Origin of the sequence: Billgrantia montanilacus, from assembly GCF_003336675.1 — a bacterium.
GTDB classification, from domain to species: domain Bacteria; phylum Pseudomonadota; class Gammaproteobacteria; order Pseudomonadales; family Halomonadaceae; genus Halomonas; species Halomonas montanilacus.
Map to the genome: position 1 here is coordinate 38,855 of NZ_QPII01000018.1, position 20,180 is coordinate 59,034.

Here is a 20,180-nt window from a genome sequence, read left to right on the forward strand (position 1 = left end):
GATCAGCGCCTGCCCAGGATCTCCGCCAGCGCCTCCTCCAGGGTTGGATAGCGGAACTCGAAGCCGGCGTCGAGCAGGCGCCGGGGGCGCATGTCGGCACCGGTCAGCAGCAGCCGGGCCATCTCGCCGAAGGCGGTTTCCAGGGCAATGGCGGGAACCGGCAGCGCTGCCGGTCGATGGAGCTGGCCGGCCAGGGTCCGGGTGAATTCCGCATTGGTGACCGGATGGGGGGCGCTGCCGTTGAAGGGGCCTTCCATCTCGCCGTGCTCCAGCAGGAACAGGATGATGCGTACCAGGTCCTCGCGATGGATCCAGGGCATGAACTGCTTGCCATCGCCGAAGCGCCCGCCCAGCCCCAGCTTGAAGGGCGGCAGCATCTTCTCCAGGCTGCCACCGCCGAGATCAAGCACCAGCCCGGTACGCAACAGTGCCACCCGGGTGCCGAAATCCGCCGCCTCCCTGGCGGTGTCTTCCCAGCGCTTGCAGAGACGGTGGGCGAATTCATCATGGGGTGGCGTCTCTTCGGTGACCTCACGATCGCCCTGATCGCCGTAGTACCCCATGGCCGAGCCCGACACCATGACTCGCGGCGCCTGTCCACCCGACTGCTTGAGCTGCTCGCAGAGGATCACCAGGTCGCGGGTGATATTGACTCGTGAGTCGATCAGCCGCTTCTTCTGGTTATCGCTCCACCGGCGAGCCGCTATCGGCTCACCCGCCAGGTTGACGATGGCGTCAGGGGGCGAGTCAACGAAATCCAGCACGGAGCGACGTATATCGGTGCCCGCCGGGAGCTGCCCCTTGACGGCCCCGGGGTCTCGCGAGACCACCTGCAGCCGATGCCCCGTCTCCTTGAGGCGCTGGCAGAGACGCTGCCCCACAAAGCCACTGCCACCCGTAATCAGCACACGCATAGCACTCTCCTCCCCCTGGATTCATGGTGGCGCGCAGACAGTTATACAGCCGTTGTACACTTCTGCTAGTCTAACGTAAAAACCGATCCACTGCGTGAGGCCTTCATGTCACCAACGGCACGCCCTTCGGCCGCCATCATCGGCGCTGGCATCGCCGGTCTTGCCTGTGCCCGGGCCCTTCAGGCCGCCGGCTGGCAGGTAACCCTATTCGAGAAGGCCCGCGGCCCCGGCGGCCGCATGACCAGCCGGAGCCTGGCCGCGGCCACGGTGGATATCGGCGCCCAGTTCTTCAGTGTCAGGGACGAGGCCTTTCGCCGCGAAACCGAACTCTGGCTGAAGGCGGGGCTAGTGGCACCCTGGCCCTGGCAGCTTTGGCGGGTCACGAAAGGCCAGTGGCATTATCGTCATGATGGCAGAGAACGCTATGCAGGCAAGCCACGCATGAGCGCGGTGACGCGCCACCTCTCCCGGGGGCTGGCCCTGGAGGCGAACTGTCGTATCGTCTCGCTTGTGCGGGACAGAGGCAGCTGGTCGCTGCAGGATCAGGCCAGACAGCACCATGGGCCCTACGACCATGTCGTGATCACGGCACCTTCGCCCCAGGCCCAGGAACTGGTGGCACCTCATGATACCGTGCTGGCCGAGGCATGCGAGGGCGTCATCCAACGTCCCTGCTGGGCGGCATGGGCCTGCTTCGAGCGGCCACTGCCCACTTCAGCGGGCGTCGCCCACGACTGGCAGGCCGTGATGTTTTCCGAGGGTCCGCTGCGCTTCGTCGCGCGCAATGACCACAAGCCAGGCCGTGAACAGCAGGGGGAAAGCCTGACGCTGCTCGCACGGCTGGAGTGGAGCGAGGCGCACCTGGAAGTGCATGAGACCAGCGCGGCCGACAAACTGCTGGGCGCCTTTCGTGCGGCCCTGCCGGACGACACCATGTTGCCCGCCATCACGGCAATCGGCGCACACCGCTGGCGCTACGCCCAGCCCGATGTCTTCGCCAGCGGCGAGGCCGTCAATCGGGACTATCGACTGTCGCCCACCGGCCTGGCGCTGTGTGGCGACGGCTGGCGCGGGCCACGGGTAGAAGACGCCTGGCTCTCCGGCCATCACCTGGGTCATGCGCTGGTGGCCAACGATGGACACGCCACGCGTTGACGCCGTCACTCCACTGATTACGACAGCTACGGTTGTACATCGCACGTTTGGTGTACAATATTGCCCACCACGGAGAGTCGCGCCCGAATGCCTGGCATTCCATGGCGGCCTGGAACGGCAATGACAACAGCGAGAGGCAGATGCGAGCATGACCGACAAGGCAACCCACCCGGCCGACACACCGCTCTACCCGATCCGCGAAGTGTCACGCATAACCGGCGTCAATTCGGTCACGCTCCGCGCCTGGGAGCGGCGTTACGGGCTGATCTGCCCCCAGCGCACGCCCAAGGGACATCGCCTCTATGCACGGGAAGACATCGAGCGTGTCGAGCAGATCCTGCAGTGGCTGAGCCGCGGCGTGCCGGTCAGCCAGGTCAAGGAGCTGCTCGACCAGCCCGAGGCCGCCCCCGTACCGGAACCCGCCTCCGGGGACTGGCCCAGCCAGCGGCGCCAGCTGGTTGCCGCCGTGGAGGCGTTGGACATGGCGCAGCTGGAACGGCTGTTCAACCAGAGCCTGGCGCTCTATCCGGTGACAACCGGCCTGGCCGAACTGTGGCAGCCTGCCATCCGCGAGCTGGAAGAGCGCTGGGATGACCAGCTCGGTGCCAGGCTGCAACGGGTCAACCTGGAGACCTTCCTGCGCACACGGATCGGCACCCGGCTCTACCATGCCAATCAGGTCGTCAAGGGCCCCGTCGTGCTGATGGCCGCCCTGCCCGATGACCCCGGCCCGCTCTGGCTGCTGCTGGCGGCCCTGGCCGGCAGCGATGCTGGCTACCGTATCCTGCTGCTCGACGCCCCCCTGCCCTTCGGCGAACTACCGCTGGCGGTGGAGCGCCTCAAGGCCTCGGCCCTGATGCTCGTCAGCGGCCGCGCCGAGCGCCCGGATCTGATTCGCCGCCAACTGCCTCGCCTGGCCGAGCAGCTGAATGTTCCCCTCGGGCTCGGCGGGCCTGTGGCCCGCATACGCGGCAGCGACCTGGCCGAGAGCCATGTGGAACTGCTCGGGGATGACCTGCCCCTGGCGCTGGCAAGGCTGCGCTCGCTGCTCAACGACGCCTGACCTTCGCTTTCCCACCAAGGAGCCACCATGTCCTGCGTGCTGATGTGGTTTCGCAGCGACCTGCGAGTCCATGACAATACGGCGCTGGCTGCCGCGGCACGCCAAGGCCCGGTTGTGGCGGTCTTCCTGCGCTGCCTGCCCCAGTGGCAAGGCTACGGCCACGGCCCCAACAAGCTCGACTTCTGGGGCCGTGGCGTAGCCGCGCTGCGTGACGACCTGGCCGGCCTGAACATCCCGCTGCTGCACCGGGATATCGAAACCTACGACCAGGCCCCGGCCACCCTGCTCGCCATCGCCCGGGAGACAGGGGCGAAGGGACTGCACTTCAATCGCGAGTACCCGCTGGACGAACAGCGGCGTGACCAGGCCGTAGCGACCACCTTCGATCGGGCCGCCCTCTTCGCCAGGGGGCATCACGATGCCACGGCCTTCGCCCCCGGCGAGCTGGTGACGGGAAAAGGGGATTATTTCCGCGTATTCACCCCCTTCGCCAAGGCGTGGCACCGCCAGCTCAGCGACGAACGCCTGGCCCTTCGCGACACGCCCCGGCCTCAGCCACCACCGGACATCGCAGCCGACCCGTTGCCGCCGCCTCCCCAGGCAGAAGAGCCGCCCGTGTCGGCTCGTCATTGGCCAGCCGGCGCAGAAGCTGCATCCGACCGGCTCGAACGTTTCCTGCGCTTTCGCGGACGCCACTATGCACGGCAACGTGATATGCCAGCCGTCTCCGGCACCAGCGAACTCTCCCCCTACCTGGCCCTGGGGATGATCTCCCATCGACAGTGCCTGCAGGCGATGCTCGGCGAGAACCACGGCCGACTGGGCGAAGGGGATGCCGGCCTCGTTGCCTGGGCGAACGAACTGGTCTGGCGTGAGTTCTACCAGCACGTGGCGGCGGGCTTCCCAAGGGTATGCCGACATCACGCCTTTCAACGACATACCGAAGCCCTGGCGTGGCGCGACGACGACGCCGGCTTTCGCGCCTGGTGCGAGGGGCGGACCGGCTATCCTATTGTCGACGCCGCCATGCGCCAGCTGGTGCAGACTGGCTGGATGCACAATCGCCTGCGCATGATTACGGCCATGTTTCTCAGCAAGCATCTCCTGATCGACTGGCGTCGTGGCGAGGCCTTCTTCCTGTATCACCTGGTCGACGGCGAATTCTGCGCCAACAACGGCGGCTGGCAGTGGGCGGCATCCACCGGCACCGATGCCGCACCCTATTTCCGCATCTTCAACCCTACGACCCAGTCGAACCGCTTTGACCCGGATGGCACCTTCATCGCCGAATTCGTTCCAGAGCTGGCCGCGCTTTCCCCCAAGGGGAGGCTGGCTCCGTCCTCTGAGCAGCGCCACCAGACCCGTTACCCACCCCCCATCGTCGATCACAAGGCCGCCAGGCTGCGAGCCCTGGACGCCTTCAAGGCACTGACGACCGACTGACACCCACTCACAGGAGCTACCCCATGAACCAGGAACCTGACCTGGAGGCCTTCTGCACCTTCTTCAATAATCTAGACAAAACCTATACAAATAATCTGTACGAAGTATATACTGAGGACGTGGTCTTCACCGACCCCCTGCACAGGATTGAGGGGAGAGACGCCCTGGAAAGGTACTTCCATGGGCTGTACGAGAACGTGACAGAGTGCAGATTCCAGTTCCACGACCGTGTACACCAAGGCACCGAGGCCTGTGTGACCTGGACGATGCGACTGGTACACCCGCGACTTTCCCGCGGACGCCCCGTCTCGGTGGATGGGTGCTCCAGGCTGTCGTTCCCGGCTGAAGACCCACGGCGGGTGTGCCGGCACCGGGACTTCTTCGATGTCGGCGCCATGCTCTACGAGCACCTGCCGATTCTGGGCCCGACGGTTCGCTTGCTGAAGCGCCGCCTGGGCGAGTAACCGGCACCGCCCTGCGGTGTGTTCAGGGAGGTCGCATGGCGGCATTGAGTGGAAGGCGGATTGTCTGGCTGACGGGAGCGACCTCGGGTATCGGGCGCGCTCTGGCCACTCGCCTGCTGGATGAAGGGCATCGGGTCGCATTGAGCGCACGTAGCCTCGACGCCTTGGCCGAACTCGCCGGCGACAGAAGCAATGCCCTGCTGCTGCCGGTGGACGTGAGCGACCCCGAGTCGGTAAGCGCGGCGGGGCGGCATCTCGACGATCTGTTCGGCCGGCTGGACCTGGCGATCTTCAATGCCGGTACCTGCGAATACGTGGACGTGCGGCGGTTCGATCTCGACCTGATTCGACGGGTTTTTGCCCCCAACTTCTTCGGCGTCCTTCACTGCCTGGATGCCGCCCTGCCGCTGCTGCGCAAGGCTCGCGCCGAAGGCAGCAGGCCCCTGATAGCCGCGACTTCCAGTGCTTCGGCCTACGTGCCGCTGCCCCGGGCAGCTGCCTACGGTGCATCCAAGGCCGCGCTGAGTCATTTCCTGGAGTCGCTGCGCCTGGACCTGCACGACGAGGGCATCGATATCAGCCTGATTCATCCTGGCTTCGTCGAGACGCCCCTGTCTGAACGCAACGACTTCCCCATGCCCATGCGGATATCCGCCACTGCGGCTGCCGAAGCGATTCTCGGCGGCCTGGAGAATCGCCGCCTGGACATCCATTTTCCGCGTCGCTTCACCCTGGGAGTGCGCCTGATGGGCATCCTGCCCCCTATTCTGCGGCATCGCCTGGGCCTTCGCCTGGTGCGCCCGACGCCCAGCGAGACCCGCCCATGACCGTCTCCTTTTCCCCCGTCAGCCCAAGGCCGGAAGGCGCTCAGCGGATCGCCGTGGTGGGTAGCGGCATCAGCGGCATGGCCGCCGCCTGGTACCTCAGCCAGCGCCATACGGTGACGCTGTTCGAAGCCGCCGACCGACTCGGCGGGCATACGGCCACCGTGGACGTAGCGCTGGATGGCCGGCACCACGCCATCGATACCGGATTCATCGTCTTCAACGACCGCACCTATCCTCATTTTCAGCGCCTGCTCACCGAAATCGGGATCGCCAGCCAGCCAACCGAGATGAGTTTCTCGGTGCACGAAACGCTGCTGGATTTCGAGTACAACGGACACACGCTAGGCTCCCTGTTCGCCCAGCGCAGCAACCTGCTGAGCCCCCGTTTCTATCGCCTGCTGGCCGATATCCTGAGCTTCAACCGCCGCGCCCTTTACGAGCTGGAGAGCGGCAGCCTCGGCGGCGACATGAGCCTTGGCGACTACCTGGACCAGGCCGGCTACGGCCGCGATTTCCAGCGCCGTTACCTGCTGCCCATGGGCGCGGCCATCTGGTCGGCGAGTGTTCGCGACATGCGCACCTTCCCGGCCCTCTTCTTCCTGCGCTTCTTTCATCACCACGGCCTGCTATCGGTCAACGATCGCCCCCAGTGGTACACCCTGGTGGGCGGCTCCCGCGCCTACATCCCGGCACTGACCGCCCCCTACGCCGAGCGCATCCGGCTGGCCACCCCGGTTCGCGGCATCCACCGTGGCCCGGAAGGCGTGTTCATCGACTCCCGGGCTGGCCGGGAACGGTTCGACCAGGTGGTGCTGGCCTGTCATGCGGACCAGGCTCTGGCGCTGCTGGTGGACGCCACCCCCGACGAGCGAGCCATACTCGCCGCGCTACCCTATGCCGACAATGACGTGGTACTGCATACCGACACCCGGCTGCTGCCGCGCCGGCGCCGCACCTGGGCAAGCTGGAATTACCGGCTCGATGGGCGCGGAGACGCCGCCCGGGCCGCCGTGACCTACAACATGAACATCCTCCAGCGGCTCGACGCCGAGCAGACTTTCTGCGTCACGCTCAATGACAGCGCCGCCATCGATCCATCGAAGGTGCTCGGCCGCTTCCAATACAGCCATCCCCAGTTCTCGCTAGCCGGACAGGCCGCCCAGGCGCGCCATGCCGACATCTCCGGCGCTGGCCTGCGCACCCACTTCTGTGGTGCCTACTGGCGCAACGGTTTCCACGAGGACGGCGTCTGGAGCGCCCTGCGCGTGGCTCGTGCCCTGGGCTGCGACGAGCACCAGTCCCATGCCGACATCCCACACACGCCTGCCCTGGAAACGCTGTCATGACCGCCGAGCCACGTTCGCGGATCTACCATGGCACCCTGCGGCATCGCCGCTTCCTGCCCCGGGAACACGCCTTCGTCTATCGGCTATGGATGGCCTGGCTCGACCTGGATGAACTGCCTGCGCTATTCGATGGCGTGCCCGGCTTCAGCGCCAGGCGACCGGCCCTGGCTCGCTTTCGCCGCAGCGACTACCTGGCACCCCATGATCGGCCTCTCGAGCAGGCCGTGCGTGAGGAGGTGGAACGCCAGCTCGGTGAGACGCCGCAGGGGCGCATCTGCCTGCTGACCCAGCTGCGCACCCTGGGCTCGGGGTTCAACCCCTTGTCGCTCTACTACCTCTACGATACCGACGGAAGCTTGCGCGCCCTCCTCGCCGAGGTCACCAATACGCCCTGGGGCGAACGCACCCGCTACGCCTGCCACGTGGACCCGGCCCGGCACCATCACACCGCCGGCTTCGCCAAGGCGATGCATGTGTCGCCCTTCAATCCCATGGACATGACGTACCGCTGGCGCTTCAACACGCCGGGGGAGCGGCTGCTGATGCATATGGAAAACTGGCGGGAGCGAGAGCGGCACTTCGATGCCACCCTGCTCCTCGCTGCCAGGCCGGCTACCCGCCGGGTGCTGCTGGAAACCCTGGCGCGCCAGCCCTGGATGAATTTCAAGAGCCGAGCGGCCATTCACCTGGAAGCGCTGCGCCTTTGGCGAAAGGGCGTGCCGATCCATACCCATCCCGATCGTTCTGCCCGCAAGGAGACTTCACCGTGACGTCCTTCCGTTCCGCCTCCTGCCGCCCATCGCCGGTCGACGGCGGGCGCCTTGCACGCTGGCTACGGCCACGGGTAATGGCCCAGCTCGATCGCCTGGAAGGCGGCCGGATCACCCTGATCGAAGGCAGCCAATGCCATCATCTCGGCCAGGATGGCCCGCTGCGTATGACGCTGGTGGTACGCCATCCACGGGCCTGGCAACGCCTGGCCCTGGGGGGCAGCGTGGGAGCGGCCGAGGCCTATATCGACGGCGACTGGGATGTCGACGACCTGGTGGCGCTGATCCGCCTGTTCGCCGCCAACCTGGAGCGGGTCAATGGCGACATGGAAAACGGCACCGCCCGGATCGGCCGCTGGTTGCTGGGGGCCCTGAATGCCCTGCAGCGCAACACGCGCCGTGGCGCCAAGCGCCACATTGCCGCCCACTACGACATTGGCAACGACCTGTTCGCCACCTTTCTGGACCGCGAACACCGGATGTATTCCAGTGCCGTCTTCCCCCGCGCAGACGCTACCCTCGAGGAAGCCTCGACCCACAAGCTCGACCTGATGCTGGCAAAGCTCGACGTCCGGCCAGAGCATCATCTGCTGGAGATCGGCACCGGCTGGGGCGGGCTTGCCATTCATGCGGCGAAGACGCGCGGCTGCCGCGTCACCACCACGACCATCTCCGCCGAGCAGTTCGCCTATACGGCACACCGCATCCGGGAAGAGGGGCTGGAGGAGAGGATCACGCTGCTGCAGCGCGACTATCGGGAGCTCGAAGGCCGCTTCGACCGGCTCATCTCGGTGGAAATGATCGAGGCCGTAGGCCATCAATACCTGCCGACCTATCTCAAGACACTGGACCGTCTGTTGACCGACGATGGCCTGGCCCTGCTGCAGGCCATCACCATTCGCGACCAGCGCTTCGATGCCGCCAAGCGCGAGATGGACTTCATCAAACGGCATGTCTTTCCGGGTGGCTTCCTGCCCTCGCATCAGGTCATCCTCGATGGCATGGCCCGCCACACCTCGCTGAATGTGCTGGCACTCGACGAAATCGGCCCCCATTACGCCCGCACGTTGCGGGAATGGCGCCATCGCTTCGAGGCGAATCTTGAGACAGTAAGGAAACTGGGCTACGAGGAGCGCTTCATACGACTCTGGCGCTACTATCTCTGCTACTGCGAAGGTGGCTTTCTCGAACGGACGATCGGGACCTGCCACCTGTTGCTGGCCCGACCCGGCGCCCGCCCGGAACCGCCGACAGGCCTACTGTGATCGCGGCAATGATCAGGCGACGGGAGTGGTGCCCAACGGGGCTGTCGACGACTGGCCGGCCAGGCTCTGCCAGTGCTCCTCCAGCGCCCCGACCGCCATCGGGCGGGCAAAGTAGAAACCCTGAACCAGACGGCAGCCGGCATCGCGCAGGAAATCGAGCTGCCCCTGAGTCTCCACCCCCTCGGCAATGACATCCAGCGACAGCCCCCGAGCCATGGCCAGAACCGCGCTGACAATGGCGGCATCGGCGGGGTCGTCGGGCAGCGAGCGAATGAAGGCTCGGTCCAGCTTGATCTTGTCCAGCGGCAGGCGCTTGAGGTAGCCCAGGGACGAATAGCCGGTACCGAAATCGTCGATGGCGATGCGGTGGCCTCGGACTCGCAGTGCCTCCAGGCGCGGCACGATATCGCCGGCGCGTTCGTCGAGCAGGACCGATTCTGTGAGTTCGAGACCGAGCTGGCCGGCCGCGATGCCGTGGCGGGCCAGACCGGAGGAGAGCGCCGACTCCAGTTCGCCCTGAAACATCTGGATGGCCGAGATGTTGATCCATACCGGCAGCTTGGGCATCCCCATTTCGCGCCAGCGCGCCATCTGCCCCAGGGCCTCGTCGATGACCCAGTTGCCAAGCATGCCCATCAGGCCGTGCCGCTCGGCCAGGGGTATGAAGTCGCCCGGCGAGACGAGGCCGTGCTCTGGATGGCGCCAGCGCAGCAGAGCCTCCAGCCCCACCACGAGGCCATCGCTGGTGCGATGCTGGCTCTGGTAATAGAGCTCAAGCTGGCCTCCGCTGGCCAGTGCGTCACGCAGGCTATAGACAAGCGCCATCTGCGGCGTGTCCTGGACGTCCAATGCCGGCCGGAAGCGTTGGCTGACGTTGCGGCCGTGACGCTTGGCCGAGTAGAGCGCCGACTCGAGCCGCTGGAAGAGCACCCCGGAGTCGTTGCCATCTTCGGGGGCGCGGCAACTACCGATCGACAGCCCCAATCGTAAGGAACGGTGGTCGATCTCGAAGGGCTCGCCCAGGTGCTCACGCAGGCCGGCAATCCACTTGTCATGGTCGTCGAAGGTGGTGGTGCGGATCACCAGGAATTCGTCGCCGCCCAGGCGCCCCACCACGCCACCCGCCACATGCCCCGCCAATCGCTGCCCGAAGCGGGCCAGCAGGCGGTCGCCCTGGTCGACGCCAAGGCTGTCGTTGACCGACTTGAAGCCGTCGATATCGATCATCGCCATGTCTAGGCTCTCCCCTGCACGCAGGTGGCGCAGGCGCGATGTCATCAGGTCATGGAGCCGTCGACGGTTGGGCAACCCGGTCAGCGGGTCCTCGAAGCCGATGCGCCGCAGGTCCTGCTCGCGGGCCTTGTGCACGGAGATATCGGTGAAGGTGCCGACGTAGTGGCTGATCCTGCCTCTCCTGTCCACCACCGCCTTGATCCGCAGCCACTCGGGGTACTCTTCGCCCTGCTTGCGACGATTCCATATCTCTCCCTCCCAGCGCCCCTTGCTTTCCAGGGTTTGCCAGAAACGCTTGAAGAAGCTGGAATCGTGCCGGGACGCCACCAGATTGGCGGCGTTGACGCCGCGCACCTCTTCCTCGGTGAAGCCGGTTATACGGGTGAAGGCGGGGTTGACCGCCAGGATCCGGTTCTCGGCATCGGTGATCTGCACACCTTCCTCGGAAAGCATCAGCGCCTGCTGCATCAGGTCGGCATTCTTCCGCTCACGTCGCAGCTGTCGCCAGGCATGGGCCAGGCCAGCAGCCACGACGGTCACCGCCACCAGGCGCAGGCCAGCGCCAGGCAGCCAGATGCATGCCGGTAGCGCAGCCAGTGCAGCCCAGGTCAACGGGCGATTGATCGCGTAGGATGACCACATGTCGTATCCCGGTGTGACGGATGGAGAGATTGAAACGCGCCCGTGCTGCGCATCGAACTGTGCGCCGAGCTGTCCCTCGAACTATGCACCGAACTGTGCGCCGAGCTGTCCCTCGAACTATGCACCGAACTATGCACCGAACTATCGCCTAGAGTATCGACATCGAGCGCCTCCACTTTAATCGCTCCCGCTCCTCGCGTCATGCCTGACGTGCAATCACCGTCTTCGGCCAGTAGACTAGTCGGGGCCGCCCAGGGCGGGACGGCCCAAGAGCCAATGCCGCGTCCGCTATACTCGCGGGAAGGCCCACAACAACTGCGACTCGGAACGACTCAGTGACCAAGCAACACTCTTTCGTACGCGAAGAACTGCTGGCGTGTAGCCGCGGTGAGCTTTTCGGCCCCGGCAATGCCCAATTGCCGGCTCCCAATATGCTGATGCTTGACCGCATCACGCATATCCACGAGGCGGGAGGCCAGTTCAACAAGGGCGAGCTGATCGCCGAACTGGATATTCACCCCGACCTCTGGTTCTTCGACTGCCACTTCCCCGGTGACCCGGTCATGCCCGGCTGCCTGGGACTGGATGCCATGTGGCAGCTGGTAGGCTTCTATCTGGGCTGGCTCGGCCACCCCGGCAGAGGGCGCGCCTTGGGCTGCGGTGAGGTGAAGTTCACCGGGCAGATTATGCCCGATGCCAAGAAGGTCACCTACCAGATCAACATCAAGCGCATCATCACCCGGCGCCTGATTCTGGGAATGGCCGATGGTACAGTGTCTGTCGACGGCCGCGAAATCTATCAGGCGAATGACCTGCGTGTCGGCCTGTTCACCTCTACCGCGAATTTCTGATCAGGAGGCTTCCATGCGACGAGTGGTAGTCACCGGCCTGGGCATCGTATCTTGCCTGGGCAACGACCGGCAGGCGGTCGTCGAGGCGCTAAGGAACGGGCGCTCGGGCATTCGCTTCAAGGAAGAGTATGCCGAACGCGGCTTCCGCAGCCAGGTGGCTGGAGCCGTGGATATCGATCTCGACGCCCTCATCGACCGCAAGTTGCGCCGATTCATGGGCGATGCGGCGGCCTATGCGTATGTCAGCATGGCCCAGGCCGTCGAGGATTCAGGGCTCACGCCGGAACAGGTCTCCCATGAGCGTACCGGCCTGATTGCCGGCTCCGGGGGGGCGTCCAGCGCCAACCAGGTCGAAGCCGCCGATGTCATGCGCGAGAAGGGCCTGCGCCGGGTCGGCCCCTACCGGGTTACCCGCACCATGGGCAGCACCGTCTCCGCCTGCCTGGCCACGCCCTTCCAGATCAAGGGGGTCAACTACTCGATCTCCTCGGCCTGCGCCACCTCGGCCCACTGCATCGGCAACGCCATGGAGCAGATCCAGCTGGGCAAGCAGGACATCGTCTTCGCTGGCGGCGGCGAGGAGGAGCACTGGACCCTCTCCTGCCTGTTCGATGCCATGGGCGCCCTGTCGACGCACTACAACGACACGCCCGAGAAGGCCTCTCGCCCCTACGACAAGGCCCGTGACGGCTTCGTCATCGCCGGTGGCGGAGGCATGCTGGTACTCGAGGAGTTGGAGCATGCAAAGGCCCGCGGTGCGAAGATCTACGCCGAGCTGGTCGGCTATGGCGCCACCTCCGACGGTCACGACATGGTGGCTCCGTCGGGCGAGGGCGCTACGCGCTGCATGCGCCAGGCGCTCGCCACGGTAGAGGGCGATATCGACTATATCAATACTCACGGCACCTCGACCCCGGTGGGCGATGTCGCCGAGCTCAAGGCCATCCGTGCAGTGTTCGGTGACAGTACGCCGGCCATGAGCTCCACCAAGTCGCTGACCGGCCACTCCCTGGGCGCCACCGGCGTACAGGAAACGATCTACTCGCTGCTGATGATGGAAAACGACTTCATCGCCGCCTCGGCTAACGTTGAGGAACTCGACGATCAGGCCGCCGGCTTCGATATCGTCACCAGCCGTCGCGACGGCGTTACCATCGAGCGCGTGCTCTCCAACAGCTTCGGCTTCGGCGGCACCAACGCCTGTCTGGTGCTCCAGCGCTATCGCGACTGAGCCAGTGTATTACTGAAATCTGTCGCACCCTGAAATAAGGCGTCCGCTTCGCGGACGCCTTTTTCGTGACTCGCCTTTGTCCTTACCCCGCGTTCCTGGCCTGGCTTATCGTTGCTCGACCTGGTTCATGATGCGGAGCGGACATTTCGCTCGCGGGCAGGTGCAGGCGCGTCGGGCCTCGGCACTTCGGATATCTCCGCCAGCCGCGCCTCGATCCATGCCTCCACCTCGACCAGCACCTCTTCGGGCGTGCGGCCCTCGGTAGCAATGGGCTCGCCTACCACCACGCTCAGCAGGCCCGGATTCTTGACCCAGTGCCGACCCGGCCAACGCTCGCCGGCGTTGTGTGCCACGGGCACCACCGGTACTCCGGCACGACAGGCGATCACGGTACCACTCTTGTTGTAGCGCCTGCGTTCGCCGGGCGCTACACGGGTTCCCTCGGGGAAGATCAGTACCGAGAGCCCCTCGTTCAGGCGCTGCACGCCCTGGGTCAGGACCTGGCGCATGGCCCGTGCCGGCTTCGAGCGGTCCAGCGCAATGGGATGCAGCTGGCGCAACCCCCAGCCGAACAGCGGAATCCGCAGCAGCTCCTGCTTGAGCACGGTGCACACCGGCGGCTTGAGGATCTGCAGATAGATGGTTTCCCATTCGCACTGATGATTGGCAAGGATCACGCAGGGTCCCTCCGGCAGGTGCTCCGTGCCACTTACCCGGTAGCGCACCCCGCAGGTCCAGCGGAACCAGGCGGTCGTAAAGTGGTTATAGAGGTTGAGCAACCGGTAACGGGAGGACAGCGGAAGAAGCGGTGCCACGGGCAGGAACAGCCCACCGCAGACCAGAATCGCCAGGAAATAGCCCAGGTAGAACAGCAGGCTGCGAATCACATTCATGGATGAGCGTCACCCTCCTCAAGCGGTTGCCGCGCGTGACACCAGTCATCCAGCAGACGCCCCACCTCCAGCCGCCAGGGCTTCTGGTGAACGCCGAAGGCCTCCAGCACCCGCCGACAGTTGAGCACGCGCCGCAGCGGCTGGTCGTGGTGATGCTTGAGCGCCTTCACCTCCCCCAGCGCCACCTGCTCGCCCAGCCCCTCGAGGCGAGTCGACAGTTGAGTCCGCACCATGGTGGTAAAGGTATAGGCACTGACCGGTTCCGTACCCGCCAGGTGATAGGCGCCCCAGGCAGCGGAGCCGCAGCCAAGCTGGTGCAGCATGCCGATCAGTGCCATGGCCACGGCATCCGCCGAGGTGGGGCAGAAGATGACGTCCTGGGCGGCACGCACATCCTCCCCTCCCATCAGGCTGTCGATCACGCCACTGAGCCAGGCATGCCCACCCTCCAGGGCGAACAGGGGACCCAGCCGCACGATCAGGTGCCGGGGATGGCTGCTGCGGATCCGATCCCCGATGGCGATCAGACGGCGCAGGCTCTCGTCCCGCGGCGCCGGGATCACATGCTCGTCGATCGGGGTGTCGAAGCCATCCTGGTAGAGCTGGTCGGAGACGCACCAGACCAACGGCGTATCGGTCTCGCGGCAAGCCGCAAGGACGATATCCACGCCTTCACCATGGCTCACCACTGCGGCTGGCTCAATCTCCATCGGCGCCGACAGCGGCGGAATGATCACCGCATCCGGCCGCAGCTCGATCAAGTAGGCGGCATCGATGGCGATACCGGGCTCGATAACCAGTTCGGTATCGCTTCTACGGTGCGCTACCCGGGCCAGCGCCAGGTTCAGGCAGTGACCGGCATCCAGTATGAGCAGCTTCACTCAACGCCTCCACCCGTCATGACAAGGAGCCTCAGAACGGAATCTCGTCATCGAAATCGTCGAAGCTTCCCGGATCAGGAGCACCGTAATTGCCCTGCTGCTGGCCACCCTGCTGCTGGCCACCTTGCTGATGGCCGCCCTGCTGCGGTGACGCCGCCGGAGCTGGCCGCGGGGGCTGGGGCTGCCCACCGCCATAACCGCCCTGCTGTTGCGGGGGGGTACCGTAACCGCCCTGCTGGGGCGCCTGGGCCTGGCCGCCAAAGCCCGCACCCTGGCTGGGGGCATCCCCGGCGCGGGTATCGAGCATCTGCATGTCGTTGACCACGATCTCGGTGGTGTAGCGATCCTGGCCGTCCTGACCCTGCCACTTGCGTGTCTGCAGGCGGCCTTCGAGGTAGACCCTTGACCCTTTCTTCAGGTACTGCTGGGCGATCTCGGCCAGTCGGTTGAAGAGCACTACCGAGTGCCACTCGGTGCGCTCCTGCTTCTGGCCGCTTTGCTTGTCGGTCCACGTGTCGGTAGTGGCGACGCGCAGGTTGGCGACGGGACTGCCGGAAGGCATGAAGCGGACCTCGGGGTCCTGCCCCAGGTTGCCGATGAGAATGACCTTGTTGACACCACGGGCCATGCTGGACTCCCTATTGGTTGTATACACTCGTTGTCATGAATTCCCGGCGGCGCCCTGTCGGCACCTGCCGAACTGCTCGTCAGCTACCGCGATCCTGGTTCGGCCGGACCAGTCGAGCCAGGGCGTCCCTGTCGAGGCGGCGCCGGTCCACTTTAAGATAGGCCAGCCGCTCTTCGGGCACGACCAGTACATCTTCAACGCCGGCCACCTCGGCGAAGCTCGCCATCAGGGTGTCCAGCGTATCCTCCTGCTGCTCTTCATCCAGCTCGAAGACTTCACTCGAGAGGTGAGGCGGAGCCGGCATGCCCAGCATCAACAGCCACCATATGCCGGCAAGCAGGGCGCTGCCAATAAAGACGGCAGGCAACCCCCACTGCTGGGCCAGGAAGCCCCCCAGCACGCCGCCGAGGAAGGCGCCCAGGAACTGGCTGGTGGAGTAGACGCCCATGGCCGTGCCCTTCGCTCCTGCCGGTGCCAGCTTGCTGAGCATAGAAGGCAGCGTCGCCTCGAGCAGATTGAAGGCCGTGAAGAAGAGCAGCAACCAGGCGAACAGCGCCCAGGCGCCGGTGCCGATCCCGGCCAGTCCCGCCAGGCTGACGGCAATGGCGCCAATCGCCAGCAGGCACATGCCCTTCATGCGCTGGCGCTTCTCGGCCAGCACCACCAGCGGCACCATGCAGAGGAAGGCCAGCAGCATGATGCCCAAGTAGGTCAGTCCGTGTCGCTCGACGTCGATGCCCGCCTCGAGCAGACGAAAGGGTACCGCGACGAAGATCGCCATCAGCACCAGATGCAGGGAGAAGATCGACAGGTCGAGCCGCCACAGGTCGGCCCGGGTGAGTATCACCGCCAGCTGCCGGCGGTCGATACCCACATCGCGATGGCGCATGCGGCGGGGCGCCGGTGGCACCAGCTTCCACAGCACCACCAGACCGAGCGCGGCCAGCATGGCCGTAAACCAGAACACCGACGACAACCCGAAGGTCGCCGCCAGCCAAGGCCCCAACACCATGGCCACCGCGAACGCCACGCCGATGGAGAGTCCGATGGTGGCCATGGCCGCCGTACGCACCTGCTCCCGGGTCTGGTCGGCCAGCAGTGCCATGATCGCTGCGGCGACGGCCCCGCTCCCCTGGAGGCAGCGGCCCAGGATCACGCCGCCGATGGTATCCGCACCGGCAGCCACCACGCTGCCGATCAGGAACAGCAGCAGCCCGCCGGCAATGACAGGCTTGCGGCCGATACGATCGGAGAGCAGGCCGAAGGGAATCTGCAGTATCGCCTGGGTCAGCCCGTAGACCCCCAGGGCCAGCCCTATCAGCAAGGGTGTGGCGCCGGCCAGCTCGTCGGCATACAGGGCCAGCACCGGCAACACCATGAACAGCCCCAGCATCCGCGTGGCATACAGGCTCGCCAGGCCGGTGATGGCCCGCCGTTCGGTGGCTAGCAGCAGTCCAGAGACCTTGCGCATAGAGTGACGAGAATCCGTGGGTAGGCGGGCTCGAAGCCCTTAGGTGAACCGCCTATTCTATCGGTTCCGGAGCACACAGGAAACGTCCCCGCCACAGCCGCTTTGCTGCCCGGCGTACCGCGGACGTATAATCGAGGTTTTGCCGTGCGTCACGAGGTGGGAATGGACAGAATACTGGTCAGGGGTGCCCGCACTCACAACCTCAAGCAGATCGACGTCGACCTGCCCCGGGACAGCTTGATCGTGGTCACCGGGCTCTCCGGCTCCGGCAAGTCATCGCTGGCGTTCGATACGCTCTATGCCGAAGGCCAGCGCCGCTACGTCGAGTCGCTCTCCACCTACGCCCGCCAGTTCCTGTCGATGATGGAAAAGCCCGACGTGGACCATATCGAAGGCCTGTCGCCGGCGATCTCCATCGAGCAGAAGTCCACCTCGCACAACCCGCGCTCCACGGTGGGCACCATCACCGAAATCTACGACTACCTGCGCCTGCTGTTCGCCCGCGCCGGCACACCGCGCTGCCCGGAGCACGGCGAGGAGCTCGAGGCGAGCACCATCTCGCAGATGGTCGACCAGGTGCTCGCGCTGCCAGAAGGCAGCAAGCTGATGCTGCTGGCCCCGGTCGTCAAGGGGCGCAAGGGCGAGCATCTTCAGCTGATTGCCGAGCTTCGCGCCCAGGGCTTCGTGCGCGCACTGATCGACGGCCAGGTACTCGAACTCGACGATATCGCCCCCCTGGACAAGAACAAGAAGCACGACATCAGCGTGGTGGTCGATCGCATCAAGGTTCGCGAGGGCCTGCAGCAGCGCCTGGCGGAGTCTTTCGAGACGGCGCTCGGCCTTTCCGACGGCATCGCCATGGTCCACTTCATGGACGGCGATGCCGAAGACATCATCTTCTCGGCCCGCTTCGCCTGCCCGGTATGCGGCTACGCCATCGCCGAACTCGAGCCCCGGATGTTCTCGTTCAACAACCCGGCCGGGGCCTGCCCCACCTGCGACGGCCTGGGGGTACAGCAGATCTTCGATCCCCACAAGCTAATCAGCCACCCGGAGCTGTCGCTGGCCGAGGGGGTGATCAAGGGCTGGGACCGGCGCAGCGTCTACTATTTCAGTCAGCTACAGGCGGTGGCCAGCCATTACCGCTTTGCCCTGGAGACGCCCTGGCAGCAGTTGGCTCGCCATGAGAGGGACGTGATCCTGCATGGTAGCGGCAACGACGAGATCGCCTTCAGCTACGTCAACGACCGCGGCCGCAAGGTCACACGAGAGCACCCCTTCGAGGGGGTGCTGCCCAACATGCAGCGCCGCTATCGCGAAACGGAATCGAGCATGGTCCGCGAGGAGCTGGCGCGCTATATCGCCGACCAACCCTGTCCCAGCTGCCACGGCTCACGCCTTCGCCTCGAGTCGCGCCACGTCTTCATCGACGAACGCACCCTACCCCAGATCGTCGAGCTGCCCATCGGCGAGGCCTGGGACTACTTCCGCCAGTTGACACTGCCCGGTCGCCGAGGCGAGATCGCCGAAAAGATCATCAACGAGATCCACGCCCGGCTGGAGTTCCTGGTCAATGTTGGCCTCGACTACCTGAACCTGGAGCGCAGCGCCGACACCCTCTCGGGTGGCGAAGCCCAGCGTATCCGCCTGGCGAGCCAGATCGGCGCCGGCCTGGTCGGCGTCATGTACATCCTCGACGAGCCCTCCATCGGCCTGCACCAGCGCGACAACGACCGACTGCTCAAGACGCTGATCCACCTGCGCGACCTGGGCAACACCGTGATCGTGGTGGAGCACGACGAAGACGCCATCCGCGCCGCCGACCATGTGCTGGATATCGGCCCCGGCGCCGGTGTGCACGGCGGGCAGATCGTCGCCCAGGGCACCCCTGAGGATGTCATGGCCAGCCCCGACTCCCTGACCGGCCAGTACCTGTCCGGCAAGCGGCGCATCGAAATACCGCCCTGGCGTATTCCCGGCAACCCCGAGAAGCAGCTGCGCCTGACCGGTGCCAGCGGCAACAACCTGCACGACGTGACGCTGACCCTCCCGCTGGGGCTGTTCATCTGCGTCACCGGCGTTTCCGGGTCGGGCAAGTCGACGCTGATCAACTCGACGCTGATGCCCATTGCCGCGAGGGAGCTGAATCGCGCCACCACCTTGACACCTTCCGCCTATGAGTCGATCGAGGGACTCGACCAGCTCGACAAGGTGATCGACATCGACCAGAGCCCCATCGGTCGGACGCCACGCTCCAACCCGGCGACCTACACCGGCATCTTCACGCCAATCCGCGAGCTCTTCGCCGGCACCCAGGAGTCTCGCTCGCGGGGCTACAAGCCCGGGCGGTTCTCGTTCAACGTCAAGGGCGGTCGCTGCGAGGCGTGCCAGGGCGAAGGCATGATCAAGGTGGAGATGCACTTCCTGCCGGACATCTACGTCCCCTGCGACGTCTGCAAGGGCAAGCGCTACAACCGCGAGACCCTCGAGATCCACTACAAGGGCAAGAGCATCCACGAGGTGCTGGAGATGACCGTCGAGGAGGCGCTGGAGTTCTTCAGCCCGGTGCCGGCCATCGCCCGTCGGCTGCAGACCCTGCTAGACGTGGGGCTCTCCTACATCCGCCTCGGCCAGAGCGCCACCACACTCTCCGGTGGCGAGGCACAGCGCGTCAAGCTGGCCCGGGAGCTGGCCAAGCGCGATACCGGCAAGACGCTCTACATCCTCGACGAACCCACCACCGGGCTGCACTTCGAGGATATCCGCCAGCTGCTGACCGTTCTCCACCGCCTGCGCGACCACGGCAACACCATCGTGGTCATCGAGCACAACCTCGACGTGATCAAGACCGCCGACTGGATCGTCGACCTTGGACCCGAGGGCGGCTCCGGCGGCGGGCGCATCATCGCCGAGGGCACCCCTGAGCAGGTCGCGAAGATGGAGGCCTCCCATACCGGACGATTCCTCAAGCCCATGCTGGAACGGGCCAAGGCCCAGCAGGCCGAGCCGAAAGCCACGGCGTAGGCTGGAAATATGAGAGTGCGCAAAAAAACCGGCTCCCAAGGGAGCCGGTTTTTGCTTTGCTGCTACAGCGTTGCCGGGA

17 protein-coding genes are annotated in these 20,180 nt (G+C 65.5%); 11 read left to right on the forward strand and 6 right to left on the reverse strand.

The annotated features are described in order from the left end of the window. Nucleotides 1-2 precede the first annotated feature (2 nt). Nucleotides 3-914, reverse strand: a complete 912-nt coding sequence (locus DU505_RS18500; RefSeq protein ID WP_114480467.1) for a TIGR01777 family oxidoreductase — start codon at nt 912-914, stop codon at nt 3-5. A 105-nt stretch (nt 915-1,019) separates the two neighbouring features. On the opposite strand from DU505_RS18500, the gene DU505_RS18505 reads away from it, so the two are divergent. The 8 genes from DU505_RS18505 (at nt 1,020) to DU505_RS18540 (ending at nt 9,247) form a co-directional block, all read left to right on the forward strand. Continuing rightward, nucleotides 1,020-2,069, forward strand: a complete 1,050-nt coding sequence (locus DU505_RS18505; RefSeq protein WP_114480468.1) for an NAD(P)/FAD-dependent oxidoreductase — start codon at nt 1,020-1,022, stop codon at nt 2,067-2,069. Between the two features lie 148 nt (nt 2,070-2,217). Then, nucleotides 2,218-3,132, forward strand: a complete 915-nt coding sequence (locus DU505_RS18510; protein ID WP_114480469.1) for a MerR family transcriptional regulator — start codon at nt 2,218-2,220, stop codon at nt 3,130-3,132. A 27-nt stretch (nt 3,133-3,159) separates the two neighbouring features. Next, nucleotides 3,160-4,575, forward strand: a complete 1,416-nt coding sequence (phrB, locus tag DU505_RS18515; protein WP_114480470.1) for a deoxyribodipyrimidine photo-lyase — start codon at nt 3,160-3,162, stop codon at nt 4,573-4,575. Nucleotides 4,576-4,598: 23 nt separating this feature from the next. Next, nucleotides 4,599-5,039 carry a nuclear transport factor 2 family protein gene (locus DU505_RS18520; RefSeq protein WP_114480471.1) on the forward strand — a complete coding sequence of 147 codons (441 nt, stop codon included), beginning with the start codon at nt 4,599-4,601 and terminating at the stop codon, nt 5,037-5,039. A gap of 35 nt (nt 5,040-5,074) precedes the next feature. Further along, nucleotides 5,075-5,866 (forward strand): SDR family NAD(P)-dependent oxidoreductase, encoded by a 792-nt coding sequence (locus DU505_RS18525; protein WP_114480472.1) that lies wholly within the window; start codon nt 5,075-5,077, stop codon nt 5,864-5,866. Continuing rightward, nucleotides 5,863-7,212, forward strand: a complete 1,350-nt coding sequence (locus tag DU505_RS18530) for an NAD(P)/FAD-dependent oxidoreductase (RefSeq protein WP_114480473.1) — start codon at nt 5,863-5,865, stop codon at nt 7,210-7,212. The genes DU505_RS18525 and DU505_RS18530 overlap by 4 nt, the downstream gene beginning before the upstream one ends. Then, entirely contained in the window at nt 7,209-7,982 is a 774-nt protein-coding gene (locus DU505_RS18535; RefSeq protein ID WP_114480474.1) for a DUF1365 domain-containing protein, read from the forward strand. Before DU505_RS18530 ends, DU505_RS18535 begins: the two co-directional genes overlap by 4 nt. A 77-nt stretch (nt 7,983-8,059) precedes the next feature. Then, nucleotides 8,060-9,247 (forward strand): SAM-dependent methyltransferase, encoded by a 1,188-nt coding sequence (locus DU505_RS18540; RefSeq protein ID WP_114480506.1) that lies wholly within the window; start codon nt 8,060-8,062, stop codon nt 9,245-9,247. 12 nt (nt 9,248-9,259) lie between these two features. Here the strand turns inward: DU505_RS18540 and DU505_RS18545 are convergent, their stop codons facing one another. Further along, the gene (locus tag DU505_RS18545; RefSeq protein ID WP_114480475.1) at nt 9,260-11,122 is read right to left on the reverse strand and encodes a putative bifunctional diguanylate cyclase/phosphodiesterase; all 1,863 of its coding nucleotides are present in this window, start codon (nt 11,120-11,122) and stop codon (nt 9,260-9,262) included. Nucleotides 11,123-11,457: 335 nt separating this feature from the next. Here DU505_RS18545 and fabA point away from each other — a divergent pair, with 335 nt between their 5' ends. After that, nucleotides 11,458-11,973 carry a 3-hydroxyacyl-[acyl-carrier-protein] dehydratase FabA gene (fabA, locus tag DU505_RS18550; RefSeq protein ID WP_114480476.1) on the forward strand — a complete coding sequence of 172 codons (516 nt, stop codon included), beginning with the start codon at nt 11,458-11,460 and terminating at the stop codon, nt 11,971-11,973. 13 nt (nt 11,974-11,986) lie between these two features. After that, a complete protein-coding gene (gene fabB, locus DU505_RS18555; RefSeq protein WP_114480477.1) occupies nt 11,987-13,204 on the forward strand; it encodes a beta-ketoacyl-ACP synthase I in 1,218 nt (405 codons plus the stop codon). A 125-nt stretch (nt 13,205-13,329) separates the two neighbouring features. On the opposite strand, the gene DU505_RS18560 is transcribed toward fabB, so the two are convergent. The 4 genes from DU505_RS18560 to DU505_RS18575 form a co-directional block, all read right to left on the reverse strand. Next, a complete protein-coding gene (locus DU505_RS18560; RefSeq protein WP_114480478.1) occupies nt 13,330-14,097 on the reverse strand; it encodes a lysophospholipid acyltransferase family protein in 768 nt (255 codons plus the stop codon). Then, nucleotides 14,094-14,978 carry a sugar nucleotide-binding protein gene (locus DU505_RS18565; RefSeq protein ID WP_114480479.1) on the reverse strand — a complete coding sequence of 295 codons (885 nt, stop codon included), beginning with the start codon at nt 14,976-14,978 and terminating at the stop codon, nt 14,094-14,096. The genes DU505_RS18560 and DU505_RS18565 overlap by 4 nt, the downstream gene beginning before the upstream one ends. Before the next feature lie 31 nt (nt 14,979-15,009). Beyond that, nucleotides 15,010-15,606 carry a single-stranded DNA-binding protein gene (gene ssb, locus DU505_RS18570; protein ID WP_114480480.1) on the reverse strand — a complete coding sequence of 199 codons (597 nt, stop codon included), beginning with the start codon at nt 15,604-15,606 and terminating at the stop codon, nt 15,010-15,012. 79 nt (nt 15,607-15,685) lie between these two features. After that, a complete protein-coding gene (locus DU505_RS18575) occupies nt 15,686-17,077 on the reverse strand; it encodes an MFS transporter (RefSeq protein ID WP_114480481.1) in 1,392 nt (463 codons plus the stop codon). Nucleotides 17,078-17,239: 162 nt separating this feature from the next. Here DU505_RS18575 and uvrA point away from each other — a divergent pair, with 162 nt between their 5' ends. Next, complete coding sequence (uvrA, locus tag DU505_RS18580; protein WP_114480482.1) at nt 17,240-20,101, forward strand: excinuclease ABC subunit UvrA; 2,862 nt, start codon at nt 17,240-17,242, stop codon at nt 20,099-20,101. Nucleotides 20,102-20,180: the final 79 nt, after the last annotated feature.